This is a genomic window from Pseudoalteromonas sp. NEC-BIFX-2020_015, from assembly GCF_012952265.1.
GTDB classification, from domain to species: domain Bacteria; phylum Pseudomonadota; class Gammaproteobacteria; order Enterobacterales; family Alteromonadaceae; genus Pseudoalteromonas; species Pseudoalteromonas neustonica.
Genome location: NZ_JABCJL010000012.1, coordinates 39787 through 56255 on the forward strand (window position 1 = coordinate 39787; position 16469 = coordinate 56255).

Genomic DNA, 16469 nt, shown 5'->3' on the forward strand with positions numbered 1-16469 from the left:
AGCTAGCCGATCGATTTTTTAAAGGCTTTATAATCGGCTCTAACAAGTGTTAGAGTCTGTTTTTTATAAAACTAAATATCAGCATGGGGTTTTGCAAAGTTCATTAGCACAGCAAATACTTGTATAGTCTTATTGCTTAATTGTTCAATTAAATGAATAAGGGAAAGATGTACTACTGACCTTCATGTTCAAGGTTGTGACGTATATTTATTGGTAGACATAATGAAAAAGTAGTGCCAACTCCTATTTCACTTTCGCATTCAATAGTGCCCTGTAAAACCTGATGTATTAAATTAAACGCGATACTTAAACCTAAACCTGTTCCCCCCTGTGATCGGTTTGTTGTATAAAACGGATCAAAAATTTTATCTATTGCATCAGCTGCAATACCCACTCCAGAATCTGCAATGTCAATTAAGCATTGCGTTTGTGTGAACTCAATTTTGAAATGAATTACCTTGTTGCTCACATCATTAAATGCATGTGTTAAGCTGTTGTTTATTATGCAAAACAAAACCTGACTTAAAGCGTTAGGGCAACTAATCAGTTTTCCTTTATTTACAATATTTATATCTACTTGAACTTTTTTTGCTGCAATTGTGCTTGCATGACTTTTGATTATGTCGTAAATAAACTCTTCTATGTTTATTGGTTCAGCTATTTCAAAGGAGTTCTCTACGGCAATTTGTTTAAATCTTTGTACTAACTCTGCGGCACGTTCTGCGTTTGTTTTTATTAGTATTAAACTTTGATCCGCGCGCTCAAAATATTGGTTAAAAATACTGCGAGATAAAGTATTCGCCGAAAAGTGCTTTTGCAATTGATGCGTATAATCTTGTAATATACTAGAAGCAGTAATGGTTATTCCAATAGGGGTGTTTACTTCATGCGCAATCCCTGCAACTAATTGTCCTAATTGAGCCATTTTTTCATGCATTATTAGCTGTTCTTGGGTATGTTTTAATTCTTCAATATTATTTTGTAATGTTTGGTGCATTTCCAATAAATGCTGATGAGACTGTGCATTGGACAATGCGATTGTTACATATGACGCTAAGCTTTCTAGTAATGTTAAATCATGTGCATGGTAACTATTGGGCTTAACACTTTGAATACTAATTACACCCAGCATTTTTCCGTTATGTTGCATCGGAACATACATCATTGATAATGCTTTTATTTCTTTGCTACCACTGTGTAGTTGATGATTAGCATTATCTTGTTCAGGATAATAGTGGTGAAACTGAGTGTCGTAGTCATTTATTAATACAGATTGATTGTGTTCAACGGCATAGACAGCAAGTTGTCCTGGTTCCTCCATTGAACGTTCATAAGCAACGTAACGAACCCCACGCTCAACTGCATAGTTAAATTCTAAACAATTTTTATCATTATTGATAATACCAATTCCAAAACGGTCGGCTTGAAAAATTTCATTGATTTGTGCGTATATATCATTGAGTAATTCATCCAAGAGTAATTGGAGTGTGAATTGTTGTCCGATTTGATTAATTACTTGTATTTCGCGTGTACGTTGACTGACAAGCTCTTCAAGCTTTATTGCCTTAGCCTTGACTATACCAATTCTCCAGCGAAAAATGAGCCCCAAAATTATGAGTGAAATACCCACAATTAATAAACGAAACCACAGTGTTTGTATTAACGTCGGTTGTACAGTAAAAGAGAGTACTGAAGGGAAGATCTGTGCTGTATTATTTTTATAATATGCCCGTGTTGTTAGGGTGTAGTCTTGTGGGGAAAGCTTACTTAATTGTACGTAAGGAGCATCGGCATCAATAAGTCGCCATTGAGGCTGATCTGGTAATAATTGGTATTCGTAAACAAGTGACTTGTGAAGTAATTCATTGACCGCTATCTGTATATTAAAACTTGCCTCCTCAGGTTTTAAGATGAAGTTATTTAAGCGAGATAAAGGGGCTGATTCGCCATTGACCTTTAGACGTACTGTATTCAATTTACTCGGAGTAATAGAAAAAGGAAACTTATTTGGGTCGACTATAAGTACGCCCTTTGTACCGCCAAATACCATTAACCCACTGCGCAATTTAGTATACGATCCTAACCAAGCAACCCCAATGTCTACACCGTAGCCATTATTTAGAAGGCGAAACTGCTTTGTCGATAAATCAATGATACTAGTGGCACTCCAAATTCGTTGATCTTTATCAATCAGCATATTAGCACCAGGTGATTGCTTACCGATTGGAAATTCGCCTTTCATCTGATTAAATATTGGTTGTATTTGCTCCAAATCAGTCACTTTGTCAAAACCAGTGCTGGTGGTGAGCCACATATTATTTGCTTGATCAACTACCATCCCTAATACGTAATTATGACTAAGTCCTTGTGATAAGTTATCTGTTTGGAAGTGATCAAGCACAGTTTGATCCGCTCTTTTACGATAAAGGCCATTATGGCTACCGATCCAAAGCGAATTAGCGTTATCTTGAATCATGGACGTAACGGTATCATTCATCTTTTTGCCGTCTAATTTTTTTATCAGAGATTCACAATGACGACTACCTCGTTTTATAATGCATACACCTTTAGCTGTCCCAACGGCTAGAGATTGATCATTGAGCACCAACAGTCGCAAAATAGCGCCTTTCTCTAACCCAGTGAGTTCTAATTGTGAGAAATGACCTTCTTTCAAATGTATTTTTACCAGCCCTGACGATGTTGTTCCCGCCCATAAAGTCCCATCCTTCTGCTCAGCAAGGGATACGACGTTGCTGATTTTTTTACCAGAGAGATCAGAGTTAATTGTTTTTAACCGGCCATTTTTAGGTTCAATAACATCAACACCATTGCCCGTAGTACCGACAAGTATTGTGCCATTTTCTAATTCAAAAATTGTGCGGACATTAGCATAGCTTAAGCCTTTATCATGGAGTAAAGTATAGCGAAGCATTGCAAAATTATTCACGGTATTACTATTCAATATTTGTAGGCCAGCCCCCCAAGTGCCTATTAAAATTGTTCCATTTTTGCTTAAAAATAGAGTGCCAATTTCATCATAAACTAAACTTGTTGCAACTGAAGGATCATGTTTGTAGGTATTTAACCATTGCTTTGTTTCTAGGTTAAATACCCAAATTCCTTCACCGTAAGTTGCAACCCACACTTGGTTGTTATCTAAGGCAATAATAGAGCGTACATAAGCATTACTATTAACGTGTGAATTGTCACTACTCGCTGAAACAGGATCGCTTACACCATCCCAAAACCATAAACCACTTCGACTACCAAGCCAATATGTCCCCGTCGGGTCTTGGTATACTGAACGTATGTCTAAGTTTTTTAACTGAGAAATACTTGAAAAATGAGTATCATTTATACCCTTTACAAACACACCTTTAGTTGAGCATGCCCAAATAGCGCCATCGTTAGTTTCAAAAAAGTGATATGTGATCTCCCCTTGTGTGGGCAAAATATAATGAGTACTTTGTTTTGAATTAAGATCGAGCTTTTCTACACCTAACTCATGGCCTACCCACAATTGGTTATTGCTGTCTATTTTAAGCGTGCGTAAGGTATTGCTCATCAATGCCATGTTTTGGCTTTGAGTGCTGATGTGAATGAATTCATTGCTAATAGGATCAAAGCGGGTTAAACCAGAAGTACGGGTTGCTAACCATATGCCCCCGTCTTGATCTTGAGCTATAGCTACTATGTAATCAGCTGCGGGGGAATTTTTATTACCGGGTTGATGTTCAAAACGCGTAAAGCTGACGCCGTCAAAACTCACTAATCCATTTTGGGTGCCAAACCAGAAAATACCGTTATTAGCCTCAATCCCACTTGTTATAGCGCCATTAACAATCTTTGCGTTGTCATCAATTGTTGTAAATAAAGGTTGTGCGTATTTAAAGTCGGTAAGTTTTGTACCATGTATTGATGGTGCAGCTGTTACAGAGTTATTGAATAAAGTCGCGAGTAAAAAGAAAGAAAAAAATATGCACCACACAAATGAATAAAATTGATTATGTTTTAAAAAGATCACTCGGAGCACTTTTTTAAATAAGCTATAGCTATATTATTGAACACCCTGCAATAAATGCAAGTAAACAATTTGAGGTTTATGATCATAATAATAAAAATAGCTCACTTTATTATTATGAATAAATTTTTAAGTAGGTGACGAACAGTAGACTAATGGCCACCTTTTAAAGCGGTGTGTTACTTGCGCCATAGTACGTTACGAACAATAAATGTGCCATAACGTACAGATTTTACTTAGAAGTTAAGGGCCTACTTGGCTTTGATGTACTTTTCGCTTAGACAGCAAATAATACGCCACAGGGACAAAATAAAACGATAGCATTGTTGTCAACACCGTTCCACCTGCAATGGCAACGGCAAATGGTGGCCAAAAGCCACCGCCAGCAAGTATTAACGGTAAAAAACCACCAACGGTGGTGATAGTGGTAGAGCTGATGTGGCGTGAGCAGGTCATTACTGCGGCAACGATTTTGCTCTTGTCAGTAAGTGCTTGAAGCGAGTTGAGCTCTGACAAAATGACAATAGCAGCATTAATAGCCAATCCCATTAAACCTAATAAACCGATGATTACAGTAAAACCAAACGGGTAGCCGGCAATAAATACACTAAGCAAACCAAGCATAGCTGCTTGCAAGGCGTTGATTAAAATCAATGCGGTGGTCGTAAATGAGTTAAATGACATAACCAGCACGGTGATCAATAACACTACTATAATACCAACTTGCCCGAGTAATTTACCGACCGCCTCATTGCGTTTTTGTGATTCACCACCTAGCTCTAGTCTGTAGCCATGAGGTAACACAAAGCCTGATTGTGCAATTGTTGCGGTTACATCATTCAATACCGTTTGCGGTAATACGCCGGTTGCTAAATAGGCTTCGATAATGTTAACTCGCTCACCATCGCGACGAGCTATAGATCCGCGAGATGGGCTTAATGTTGCACTGGCAAATGATTCAACCAATAGCGGCTGTGTAGTGTTTAATTGAGTGGCGTTGGCTGCTGTATTTAATTGCGTACTAAATAAGGAGCTAATATCGTCTCTGCGGTTATCCGCGACTCTAACACGGACAGGGACGGTTTCTGTGTTATCAATAATACTACCTACGACCACTCCATTAAACTGGCTTTGCAATTGTGTTGCCATACCGCTGAGGCTCAGTCCTGCATGAGTAAGAGCGGCTTCATCAGTATTTAGCCACAGTTTTGGTGAGCCAGATAAGAGTGTTGGCCGGGTATGAGTTATATCGTTATGGGCGATTAATTGGGTTCGTAACTGTTGCCCGAGATCGGCCAAAGTATCGAGGTTAGGTCCGTAAATTCGCATTTCAATTGGCGCATTAAATGGTGGGCCCTGTTCGAGTTTTCTTACCAGTGTTTGTGCATGCGGAAATTCACTGTCTAGCTGATGTTGTAACGCGGTGATCAATTCATTGGCACGCCTAAAATCGGTGACTTTGACCATCGCTTGCGCGTAATTATTTGCGCCGCGGTTACGCTGCATCATGTTGTAATAAAAGCTTGGGAAATTTGTGCCTATCATCCAATCAAGTTTCTCTATTCCTTGGGACTTGCGAATGTGGGCGTCCATTTCTTTGATTGCTTGACGGGTGGATTCAATACTTACTTGCGGGGCAAAGTGCACTTCAATTTGAAACATATCGCGGTCTGAAGGCGGGAAAAATTGCTCGGTGAGTTGCCCTGCACCGAAAAAGCCAGCAACGGGAAATATAAACACTAGCAGCAATGTGAGTTTTGGTTTTGCTAGGCTGTATTTTAATGTAGCTGCAAAGCGTTTACTGAGCTTTGGTGTGCGTATACCTTGATAAAATATGCCTGTTCGTTGCTCGTTATTTATAAATTGCCCAGCAAATACCACAACCAATGAGTGGGAAATTATGTACGAACCAATCAACGCAAAAATCACGCTTAGGGCGATGCCGCCAATAAACTCTCCTGAAGCACCGGGCATCAAAGCAATAGGCGCAAACGCTAAAATCGTTGTGAGGGTTGAGCCAAGTAACGGTAGCCAAAAATGTGCCACGGCTTTTTCAACTGCAGTAATAGCATTGAGTCCTTGCTGACGATAGCGCTGTACTGCATCAGTGATCACAATGGCGTTATCAACCATAATTCCCAGCGCAACAACTAAACCGGTGACTGACATTTGGTGGATGGGTAAACCATATAAGTGCATGCTTACCAGGGTGAATAATACCGTGAGCGGTAATGCAGTACCTACAATTAACGCGGCTTTGAAGCCTAAGGTAATAAATAATACAGCTAATATAAGTATAAAACCTACGGCAATATTACCGAGTAAATCACCTAAGCGTTCTTGGGTATAACCACGTTGATCAAAAATGTTTTGTAGTTCAATTTGATTGGGCAGTTCTAGCTCAAATTGTTGTACAACGACATCGATTTTATCTGAAAATTTATCAATACGTAATTTAGGTAACATACGAATGGCGATATATAGGCCTGGTTTACCATCAATTAATGCAATTTCACTGACTGGGGTTTTAATTGTGCGTGATATGTCTGCGATATCAGAGAGTTGATATTGGCTAGCAGTGTGATTACTACTGACGGGAATTGCACCAATACGTGCAACAGAATCAAAAGCACCTGTAACCTCTATTTGCATTTGTGACTTATCATTGGTTAATGTGCCCGCAGCCACTTTTGCATCAGCGCCCTTTATTGCTGCATGAATATGAGCTTGCGAAATACCAGCAAGGCTGGCTTTTTGTTGATCGACAGTAACACGAATTTCTTCTTCGGCTTGGCCAAATATATGTACAAGCTCAACGCCGGAAACGTTACGCAATTGGTTTTGTAACTCTTTAGTGTAGCGATTAAGTGTTGCCATTGTAATAGAGTCGTCGCGTGCATTAACAGATACAATACGGGTGTAAGCGTATCCGCGCTCGTCATCAAGTAGCGGCTGTGCAGCGTTTTCGGGAAGTTGACTGCGAACATCACCGAGTAAATCACGCATCCGTGACCAAACCGGTGGTGCATGGGTTATCTCATCTTTTAATTCGACGGTAATGACCGACAATCCTGGGCGAGAAATAGACGACACATGTTTTACTTCGGCTTGTGATTTAAGTCGTTGTTCGATTTTTTCACTGACTTGCACTTCCACACGCTCGGCACTGGCGCCGGGTAATGCTGTGGTAACAATAGCTAAACGATTCGATATACGCGGATCCTCAGTACGCGGTAGGCCATTAATTGCGGCTAAACCACTAACAATAAGCAACGCAACCAGTAACGCCTGAAAGCGGCCATGGTTAAATAAATACTGGATCATCACAGCACCTTAGTCGGTTTATTTTCAACAATATTAACTAAAATATTAGCTGATAACTTATGCATGCCATTGGCTACAATTTGATCGCCATCTTGCAGTGGCGCACCAATAAATGCGTAACCATCATGAGCATAGTAAAGTTGAACTATGATAGGTTTTAAAATGTTGTCTGTAATTTGGTAAACTTGCCAAGTACCACGAATACCATCTGCAAGGGCATCTAGTGGCACCCAAAAACCGGTTTGTTGTTGATATTGATGCAGTGCTAATTTTGCTAACTGACCGGAGTAAACCACTGCGTGGTTAGGTAATGAAAAGCGCATGGTTAAGGTTTGCGTTCGTGAGTCGATACTCGCACCTTTACTGAGTGATTGTGCTGCAAAGGTTTGCCCTGCTATTTCAATATCCATGCTATTTTTAATGGTACTTTTTAATGTGAGTGGAATACCTATGCTTACTTGCGCGTGTTGGTTTTCGATTAAACGAACAATGGGTGTAGCTGCTGCGACAATCTCGCCTTGTGATGCAAAGCGTTGGCCTAAAATACCATTAAAGGGAGCTGTTAAATGCGCTTTTTGAGTGCGAATACTTACTTCATTTAAACTTGCTTCTATTCCTGTGAGTTCGGCATTAAGTACTGCGATATTCGTTTTAACTTGATCAAGGGCGGAGGTGGCCGAGTAATTTTTTTTATCAAGCTCCATTAAACGGTTTTTTTCCAGTTTAGCTAATGTAAGCTGTGCTTGAGTTCGTTGTTTTTGGGCGTGTAGTTTTTGTTTTTCAATGGCTAAAAGCTGTGTATCTTGACGTGCAATGACCTCACCTTGTTTAATTGTGTGCCCTTGGTCAAAATATATTTGTTCAATCTTACCCGGAAATTCAAAGCTCAATTTGGCGTCATGTTGTTTAATAACTTGACCGCTGAGCGTGCGCGTTTGATTATAGCCAGCTTGTTTTTTTACCGTGTAAGCTGCCACATGGACAAGGTTTTGAGCGTTATTTAAAAAGGGGGCAAGTAAAATTATTGCTCCAAACAGGTGTTTTTTCATCGGTATATCCATATTGTAGTCACGCTAAATGAGCCTGTATTACATACGTATTAAACGTGCAGCACTTTGCTACACACGCAGAATGATTTAGAATTGGACTAATGAGTCTAATTTTGAATAAATATAAACTAATCAAACTAGACTGTCTAGTTTGATTTGAGGTGATAATGGAAATAACGACCCTGAGCCGTTCAGAACAAAAACGACAGCAGATTATTAAAGCTGCAACCACATTATTTATGGATAAAGGCTTTCCTAATACCAGCATGGATCAAATTGCTAAATTGGCTGAGGTTTCTAAACAAACTGTTTATAGCCACTTTAAAGATAAAAATAACTTGTTTGTTGAAACAATAACGGCACATTGTTCATCGTCTAATTTACGAAAAGAACAATTTGACGTCGGACAAAGTGTTGAATCGAATCTTTTACGAGTAGTGACTAATTTTATTGCTTTAGTCTTTTCGCCAGAAGCGCTGAGAGTGTACGACACATGTGTTGCACATAAAGATGAATACCCAGAGTTAGGTGTGTTCTTCTATGAAGCAGCACCAAAAATGGTGCTACAGCAAGTTGAAACCTGCTTGCAGTGTATGGCGCAAGAGGGCTTGCTCAATATTGAAAATTCAACATTTGCTACTTTACAGTTATTAGGCATGACACAAGGGGATTGGAAAATGCGCCATGCTTTAGGCCAGGCTAAAGAAGGAGAGTTACCACCTGATACGTATATTCAAGACTGCGTATCACGTTTTATTAAAGCATATAGTTAGATGTCTGAAGCAAGTATCCTAATAACACCTTACTTTAAAAGAGAGGTGTTATTAGGGGGAGCTTTTTAGGGTTGTATTACAAACTCCGTGCCGCGATTAAATAGCCCAAAGATTGCGAATATCAATTTTAAAAGCTCAATGGGCTCTGTTGCATAATTATACTCAAAGCCTTTAAATGGTTCGTTTAAGTTCTGAAAAAATCAACTGTTTCATTCATTCCTCTTGCTTGTTCTGCCATTGATTCACCGGCAGCGGCAGCCTCCTCAACAAGTGCTGCGTTTTGTTGCGTCATTTCATCCATTTGAGTAACGGCTGAGTTTATTTGTCGTATACCATCAGATTGATGTCTCGCTGATTCTGCAAGCTCTTGCATCATATCGCGGACTTTAGCATTGGATTCGACTATTTCGCGTAATGTATCACCCGAACGATTGACCAGCTCGGTGCCTTCGGCAACTTTGACCTGACTATCACGAATGAGATCTTTAATACCTTTTGCTGCACTAGATGAACGCTGTGCTAAGTTTCTTACCTCACCAGCGACGACTGCAAACCCTCGACCTTGTTCACCCGCTCTTGCAGCTTCTACGGCGGCATTCAATGCTAGTAAGTTTGTTTGAAAGGCTATTTCGTCAATCACAGAAATAATCTCGGCAATTTTTTTACTTGAGTCGTTTATTTCGCGCATCGCACTAACTGCTTGGCTAACAATATTGCCGCCTGATTCCGCTCGTTCTTTTGCTTCTTGGGCGAGATCGTTAGCCTCTTCTGAACGGACCGCACTTTGTTGCACTATTTCAGTTATTTCGTCCATGCTTGCAGAAGTTTGTTCCAAACTGCTTGCTTGCTCTTCAGTACGTTGACTTAAATCAGCATTACCTTGAGCTATCTCGTTAGCACCTTGAGAAATACTGCTAGCAGCAGAACGAATACCAAAAATAATTTCGGTTAATTTATCTGCTGTTGCATTGGTATCTTCTTTTAATTGACCAAACGTACCAGCGTACTCATTGGTTATACGTTTTGATAAATCCCCTTGTGCCATTGCACCAAGCATTAAGGTTACATCGTTAACAGAAACTTCTACGGTCTCTACGAGTAAGTTTAATCCGGTACTCAGTTTTTCAAAAAATCCTGATTTACCCTGAATATCTATTTTTTTACTTAAATCGCCGTGCGATGCAGCATGAACTATTGTGTCTATCTCTTTTTCTATATTTACTTCAGCAGTCCTATCAACCCACTCAAGGACGGTGCCAATGCGATGATTATCAACAAAAATAGGATTTGCCGTGAGTGCAAAGACACTGTTACCTATATGCTCTGTGCTACGGTATGTACTTGTTAGTGCCTCAAAGGTGTGTTTTTGTTGCTCTGGTTCAAGATAAAACTGTTCAATACTTAAGGTAAAGAGGTTTTGTGCATCAAAATTGTTTATGTGAGTTTTAAGATCTGCTTCAACATTATTAAACATTGTTTTTAATTCGTTATTGGCATAGATAATATTCAGATCAGGATCTGCGATCATGACATTACCAGATACACTATCAAGGGCGTATTTAACCCGTGCATTTTCAGATGCGATACGTGTTTTTTCTTGTTCTTGTGCAAGCCATTGTGTTTTGTCTTCCCACTCAATAACGGTACCTACGCGTTCATCATTAACATTTACAGGGCTCGCCACAATACTAAAAGTATGACCCGCAATAATAAGCTCTGTTTTAATACTACTTTGTTGATCATCAAACTGGTTTAGTAAATCACTGAAGTGCGAAAAGTGAGTATCGAGTTTTGCGCCTAAAACTGCCTGTACAGTGAAGTCTGAAACCACAGATTGGATTGCATTTTCAGCCTCTGCAAACATGGTTTTTATAGCGTCATTTAGATAAATCACATTGTATGATTTGTCGGTGATCATTACTCGGCCGGATGAGCCATCTAAGGCATATTTTACACGGGCATTTTCAGATGCTATACGTGTTTTTTCTTGTTCTTGTGTGAGCCAATCTGTTTTATCTTCCCATTCAAAAACGGTCCCAACACGCTGGTTATCAACGATCACAGGGCTTGCAACCAAAATAAAAGTACGGCCACCGATAACAAATTGGCCATTAAAAACATTGGTTAAGTGATTGATATCGTTTTGTATAGTTTTAAAATAATCAAACTGGGTCGCCAGTGGAGTATTGATGATTTGCTTTGCATTAAAGCCAGGTGACTCTGTGCGGATGTCTTTCTCGATATTACTAAACATCGTATTTATGGCATCATTCATGTAAATGACATTATGATCTTTATCAGTAATCATCACGCTTGAACTGGCGTTATCGAGCGCATTTTTAATGCGCGCATTAACCTGTGCAATACGACGTTCTTGCATTTCTTTGTCACGACCGATCTTTAAGTTATCTCGCATTGATAACATTGATTTGAACACTCCCTCGGGTTTGTGTTCGTCGTATTCTTGGTCTAGATCACCTTTAGCAATAGCCAGTGCAATGTGCTCAAGCTCAGTAGGATCTTTGCCAAGTTGCTTCATAACGACTTTCGTTAAGAAAAACACAATAACAGCACTGAGCGCTAAAGCGGCACTAAAGAAGATTACAATTTGATTGATTGCATTTTCGTTTTTAGTTTTTAACTGTGGGCCAAGTTGATCTTGGTCACGCTTAACTGAGAGCTTTAGATCATCAACCAAGCTTGCAAATTTAGGCCCTATCACATCAAGGGTATTGGTTACTTTATCGTTTCTATCATTAATAATATTAACGGTTTGCTCAAAAGCATCTAAATAGCTATTTCGATTATCATTTACTTTATTGATCAAGGATTGGCTATTGCCAGCAGCAGAGGCCGTTTGAAGTTGTGCAATTTGAGTATCGAATGCTGAAAATTCTTGGCGTACACGTTGCGCAGCGCTTTCTTCATTGCTCTCTAGAAATTTAATAACGTAAAGTCTACCAAGTAACAAGTTGCGCATTGCCAGCCCAGCCAAATGTGCGACTTGAATATTGTTACTATTTGAAGCGCTTAACATTAAATCGGTGAGATCTTTCTCCATTTGTGGGCCGAGGGTATTGAGTTGTTCATTAACCAATATGTTTCGTTCAACTCTGTATTGTTTAATTACGTCAAAAGTTGCGTTGTAGGTATTTATTTCTAAGCTCAACTCTGAAACCATTTCAGCTCTTTGGGGGTTATTAATTTCGGTTTTGGCCTTTTTGAGTAGGGCATCAACATCATTAAAATATTGTGTGTATTGTTCAATATCTTTGTTACTGCCGGTGAGCAAAAAATCTTTTACGTTCATACGCACCATAAGCATATTTGATTGTAAAATTCCGGCAAGATTACTATCTCGTGCTAGTTCGCGATAATCTTTAAAACCATCAGAGGCGGACTTTAATGCGAAAAAGGAGGTTAAACCGATAATGGCAAGAATGATCATCACTGCAGAAAAAGCACCGATCAATTTGGCACGTAACGAGGTTAATAGATTAAATGAGGAGCGTGTTGAGGCCATACTATTCCCTTATACCCTGTAGTTAAGTTAGCTAAAAAACTAATGTCACACAGAGTATAGGCAATAAAATGAAATAGTATGAAGAAAAAGGAACATCAAATAAACCCACCATTTAATATCAGTGGGTCATAATGTATTAGGGCAAGATAAATTCATCAATTGATTGTTTTGTTAATTTACCAATTTGCATAAATGTAAAAATAATCGCGCCAATAAGCATAACCATAGTTGGCAGTACAATGACGGGGTAGCTCAACCATGTCATACGGCCTAGTTCTTCTGCGTAAGCGGTAGTGCCAGCGGGGCTCACTACAATCGCTTTTGCTAAAAAGTAGTTTAACGTTGCAGATAAAAAGAACGCACACGCTACAATGAATCCAGCCAAGCGCATTTTAGCATTGAACACAGCCGTATTATTATGTTGCTCTAATACACTTGCCAATTTTTCTGTATCAAGAATATCTGGGTTGATCAAAAGTTTACGTATTAAAGGGTAAGGAGTGTATTGGCTGATCAGTACAATCACGCCAATAATAGCCGGCACCATTGCTTCTTTAATCGCAATATAAGATGGATCTAACTTCAATAAGCTGATGCCGCCCGTTAGTAATACGCTAATGATGCCCAATACTGAGAAAAAGTTAACTTTTCCAGATTGCTTAAGCTCCCATAAACCAAATAGTATTGGAAATGCCAGTGCGACCACGACAGCCCACACTGGACCGAGCGTGTCAGCAGTGCTAAAGCGACTTAAAATAATCGCAGGTAAAATAATATTAAAAATGATATTGCTAAAAAAATTATTTTTTTTTGTTTTTGTGGTCATTTAGGTACTTGTCCTTAACATCAATTGAGCAAAGTATACCAACTATCTCTTTACTGCGTCACTACTCGCGGTGAGGTATCTATAAAATTAGTATCTTCAGTATTAGTATCAGTATCAGAATTAAATAAATAGTTGTTAAAGCTTATTTTCTTACTACATTTTAACTGTGTAATGAAAAAGTAATAAACATGGAATACGTTATTATGAACAGTATTAAATCAAAGCTTATGTTGACTGTCATTGGGGCATTTATTGCAATTGTGTTTGGTGCTCTATTTGCATTGTCAGTTGTAAAGGGGGTGGCTAAGGATTTAGATGATTTAATAAATCAAGAGTTACAGTCACGCCAGCAAGTTAGCCAAGTATTGATCGAGTTTAAATCGCAAGTTCAAGAGTGGAAAAATATCCTCATTCGTGGCTTTGATGAACCTCAATATGACAAATACCTGACGCGATTTAAAGCGCGAGAAAAAGACATCGTACGTTTAACCGATAGTTTGATAAACACATCTCACTTACCTGCAGCGATGATTAAACAGTTACAAACGTTTAAAAGCGAGCATGCCAAACTAGGTAAGCAATATATGATAGGGCTTGAGCAATTTCAACAAGCCGATTTTAATACGCAAGCAGGTGATAGAGCAGTAAAAGGGATTGATAGGGCATCGGCTATGCTGCTAGAGGAGCTAAACAATAGTATTGATGAGTTAGTGAGTGAAAAAACTGAACAGCTCATTATTAAAAAAGAAAAATTTATTACGCAAAGTACAATCGCTTTAATCGTTTTGGCATTTTTTATTATCGTTATTATGACTATTTACGTGCAAAAATTGATTATTAGTCCAATTTTAAGTGCTTCACATATTGCTGAACAAATTGCAAAAGGCAATTTTTCAAATACTATTTTGGTTAGTAGTCATGACGAAATAGGTAAATTACTTATTAATTTAAATACGATGCAGTCAAATCTTGATGACATGCAATGTGATTTAAAGCTAAAAGTTGAACAACAACGAGAGCAGGCTCAAGAAAATGGTCGTATAAAGCAAGCATTGGATAACGCCACGTCACCTGTCATGCTAGCAACTAAAAGTGGTCAAATAATATATGCTAACCAACAATGCCACGCGTTATTTACAACCTACGAAGACATCATAGGATATAAAGACGTATTAGAAGTGGCAACGATTGATAAGTTATTTATTAACCAAACGCAACTTTCCACATTACAACAAGCGCACTCTGAGCAAGTGTGCTGCGAGGTTACATTTGCTCATATTGTATTTAATATTATCGCTAACCCTGTGATTGATGAAAGTGGTAAAACATCAGGCATAGTTTATGAATTAACAGATTTAACTCAGCAACGACAAGCTGAGTCACACATAGACAGTATCATTAAAGCTGCGGTAGCAGGAAAGCTTGGATCTCGCTTAAGTACAGTTGGTTACACGGGGTTTATGTTGACGCTTGCTGATGGTATTAATCAGATGTTAGATGCAATTGTTAGCCCCATTCATCAAACCCGTGATTATCTAAATCAGATAGCAAAAGGGGATATACCAACCGTAATAACCGGACAATATAATGGCGAATTTTTAGAAATAAAACAGAGTCTTGAGACATCAACCAAAGCAATCATACAGTTAATAGACGATACAAATATGCTGGTGGCGGCTGCATCACACGGGCAGCTTTCAAAGCGCGCCGAAGAAACGCACCACCAAGGTGATTTTAAAAAAATAATACATGGTTTTAACTCAACACTGGATTCAATTATTGAACCTGTACAGTTAACAACAAAGTACCTTGATAGTATTTCAATTGGAGTACTACCCACTGATTTAAGTACTAATTATCGAGGGGATTTTTTACAAATAAAACACAGCCTTGCAACGAGTATTGAAGCAATACACAATATGGTGCAAGACAGTACACAATTAGCAAATGCTGCAAGTTTAGGTGATATAGACTGTAGAGCTGAAGAAAGTAAGCACTCAGGAGAGTTTCTCGTTATTGTCAAAGGTATTAATAGAACACTTGATGCAATATCAGCCCCATTAAACGAATGTATAGCGGTTATGCACGCTGTTTCTGAAGGTAATTTAACAAAGCAAGTGCAAGGTAATTATGAGGGACAATTTGAGCTGCTTAAGCAATCAGTAAATATCAGTGTAAGTAACTTATCTCAAATGGTCTCTTTAATAACGGCAACCGCAGATACAATTACAAACTCTTCGCATAATATTCGTTCAGGTATGAGTGATTTAAATATTCGTACAGAATCTCAAGCTGCTTCTATCGAAGAAACAACCTCTTCTATGAGTGAGATCACAGAAACAGTACAAATTAATACTCAAAATGCACATAAAGCAAATGAGCTCGCCGTTTTAACTGATAGTCAAGCCCAACAAGGCGGAAAACTTGTCACCAGTACTGTCGATGCGATGCAAGAAATAAGTAAAAGCTCTGCTGAGATATCAAATATTATCGAGGTGATCAACGAAATTGCTTTTCAAACAAATTTATTAGCACTTAACGCCGCTGTTGAAGCTGCACGTGCAGGAGAGAAAGGGCGCGGCTTTGCTGTTGTAGCTGCTGAGGTAAGGCATTTAGCACAGCGAAGTGCGGACGCATCCAAAAATATAGCAATTCTTTTAAATGATAGTTCAGATAAAGTAAGACATGGCATGGAGTTAGCGTCACAATCAGGAAAAACATTAGTCAGTATTGTTGCCAGTATTAAAGATTTAGCTACTTTGATGCATGATATTGCGACAGCAAGTAGTGAGCAATCAAGTGGGATTGCTCAAATTAACAGTGCAGTAAAACAAATGGATAGCATAATACAAATGAACAGCGGGTTAGTTGATAACGCTAATGCGTCAAGTAACAGCTTGTCTCAAGATGCTGAAGAATTGAAGAAACTTATGTATCAATTTACGGTTTAATC

The 16469-nt window shown here is 38.8% G+C and carries 7 protein-coding genes; 2 read left to right on the forward strand and 5 right to left on the reverse strand.

Features of this window, described 5'->3' with window-relative positions; translation table 11 throughout:
- Positions 1 to 172 precede the first annotated feature (172 nt).
- The 3 genes from HH219_RS22410 to HH219_RS10740 all read right to left on the reverse strand — a co-directional run bounded on the left by HH219_RS22410 (position 173) and on the right by HH219_RS10740 (position 8394).
- A complete protein-coding gene (locus HH219_RS22410) occupies positions 173 to 4024 on the reverse strand; it encodes a two-component regulator propeller domain-containing protein (RefSeq protein ID WP_169327436.1) in 3852 nt (1283 codons plus the stop codon).
- Positions 4025 to 4264: 240 nt separating this feature from the next.
- Complete coding sequence (locus tag HH219_RS10735; RefSeq protein ID WP_169327437.1) at positions 4265 to 7345, reverse strand: efflux RND transporter permease subunit; 3081 nt, start codon at positions 7343 to 7345, stop codon at positions 4265 to 4267.
- A complete protein-coding gene (locus tag HH219_RS10740; protein WP_169327438.1) occupies positions 7345 to 8394 on the reverse strand; it encodes an efflux RND transporter periplasmic adaptor subunit in 1050 nt (349 codons plus the stop codon). Before HH219_RS10740 ends, HH219_RS10735 begins: the two co-directional genes overlap by 1 nt.
- Positions 8395 to 8561: 167 nt before the next feature.
- Between HH219_RS10740 and HH219_RS10745 the strand changes: the two genes are divergently transcribed.
- Positions 8562 to 9167 (forward strand): TetR/AcrR family transcriptional regulator, encoded by a 606-nt coding sequence (locus HH219_RS10745; RefSeq protein ID WP_054205055.1) that lies wholly within the window; start codon positions 8562 to 8564, stop codon positions 9165 to 9167.
- 184 nt (positions 9168 to 9351) lie between these two features.
- On the opposite strand, the gene HH219_RS10750 is transcribed toward HH219_RS10745, so the two are convergent.
- Both HH219_RS10750 and HH219_RS10755 read right to left on the reverse strand, forming a co-directional pair.
- Positions 9352 to 12690: a methyl-accepting chemotaxis protein gene (locus HH219_RS10750; RefSeq protein ID WP_054453954.1), complete on the reverse strand. Its 3339-nt coding sequence runs from the start codon at positions 12688 to 12690 to the stop codon at positions 9352 to 9354.
- Between the two features lie 136 nt (positions 12691 to 12826).
- A complete protein-coding gene (locus HH219_RS10755; RefSeq protein ID WP_054205053.1) occupies positions 12827 to 13516 on the reverse strand; it encodes a VC0807 family protein in 690 nt (229 codons plus the stop codon).
- Between the two features lie 203 nt (positions 13517 to 13719).
- Here HH219_RS10755 and HH219_RS22295 point away from each other — a divergent pair, with 203 nt between their 5' ends.
- Positions 13720 to 16467: a methyl-accepting chemotaxis protein gene (locus HH219_RS22295; protein WP_169327439.1), complete on the forward strand. Its 2748-nt coding sequence runs from the start codon at positions 13720 to 13722 to the stop codon at positions 16465 to 16467.
- Positions 16468 to 16469 lie beyond the last annotated feature (2 nt).

Excerpts from the sequence above, each read along its gene's own strand:
- HH219_RS10735 (WP_169327437.1), bottom strand. The coding sequence starts at position 7,345 with ATGATCCAGTATTTATTTAACCATGGCCGCTTTCAGGCGTTACTGGTT.
- HH219_RS10740 (WP_169327438.1), bottom strand. The coding sequence starts at position 8,394 with ATGAAAAAACACCTGTTTGGAGCAATAATTTTACTTGCCCCCTTTTTA.
- HH219_RS10745 (WP_054205055.1), top strand. The coding sequence starts at position 8,562 with ATGGAAATAACGACCCTGAGCCGTTCAGAACAAAAACGACAGCAGATT.
- HH219_RS10750 (WP_054453954.1), bottom strand. The coding sequence starts at position 12,690 with ATGGCCTCAACACGCTCCTCATTTAATCTATTAACCTCGTTACGTGCC.
- HH219_RS10755 (WP_054205053.1), bottom strand. The coding sequence starts at position 13,516 with ATGACCACAAAAACAAAAAAAAATAATTTTTTTAGCAATATCATTTTT.
- HH219_RS22295 (WP_169327439.1), top strand. The coding sequence starts at position 13,720 with ATGAACAGTATTAAATCAAAGCTTATGTTGACTGTCATTGGGGCATTT.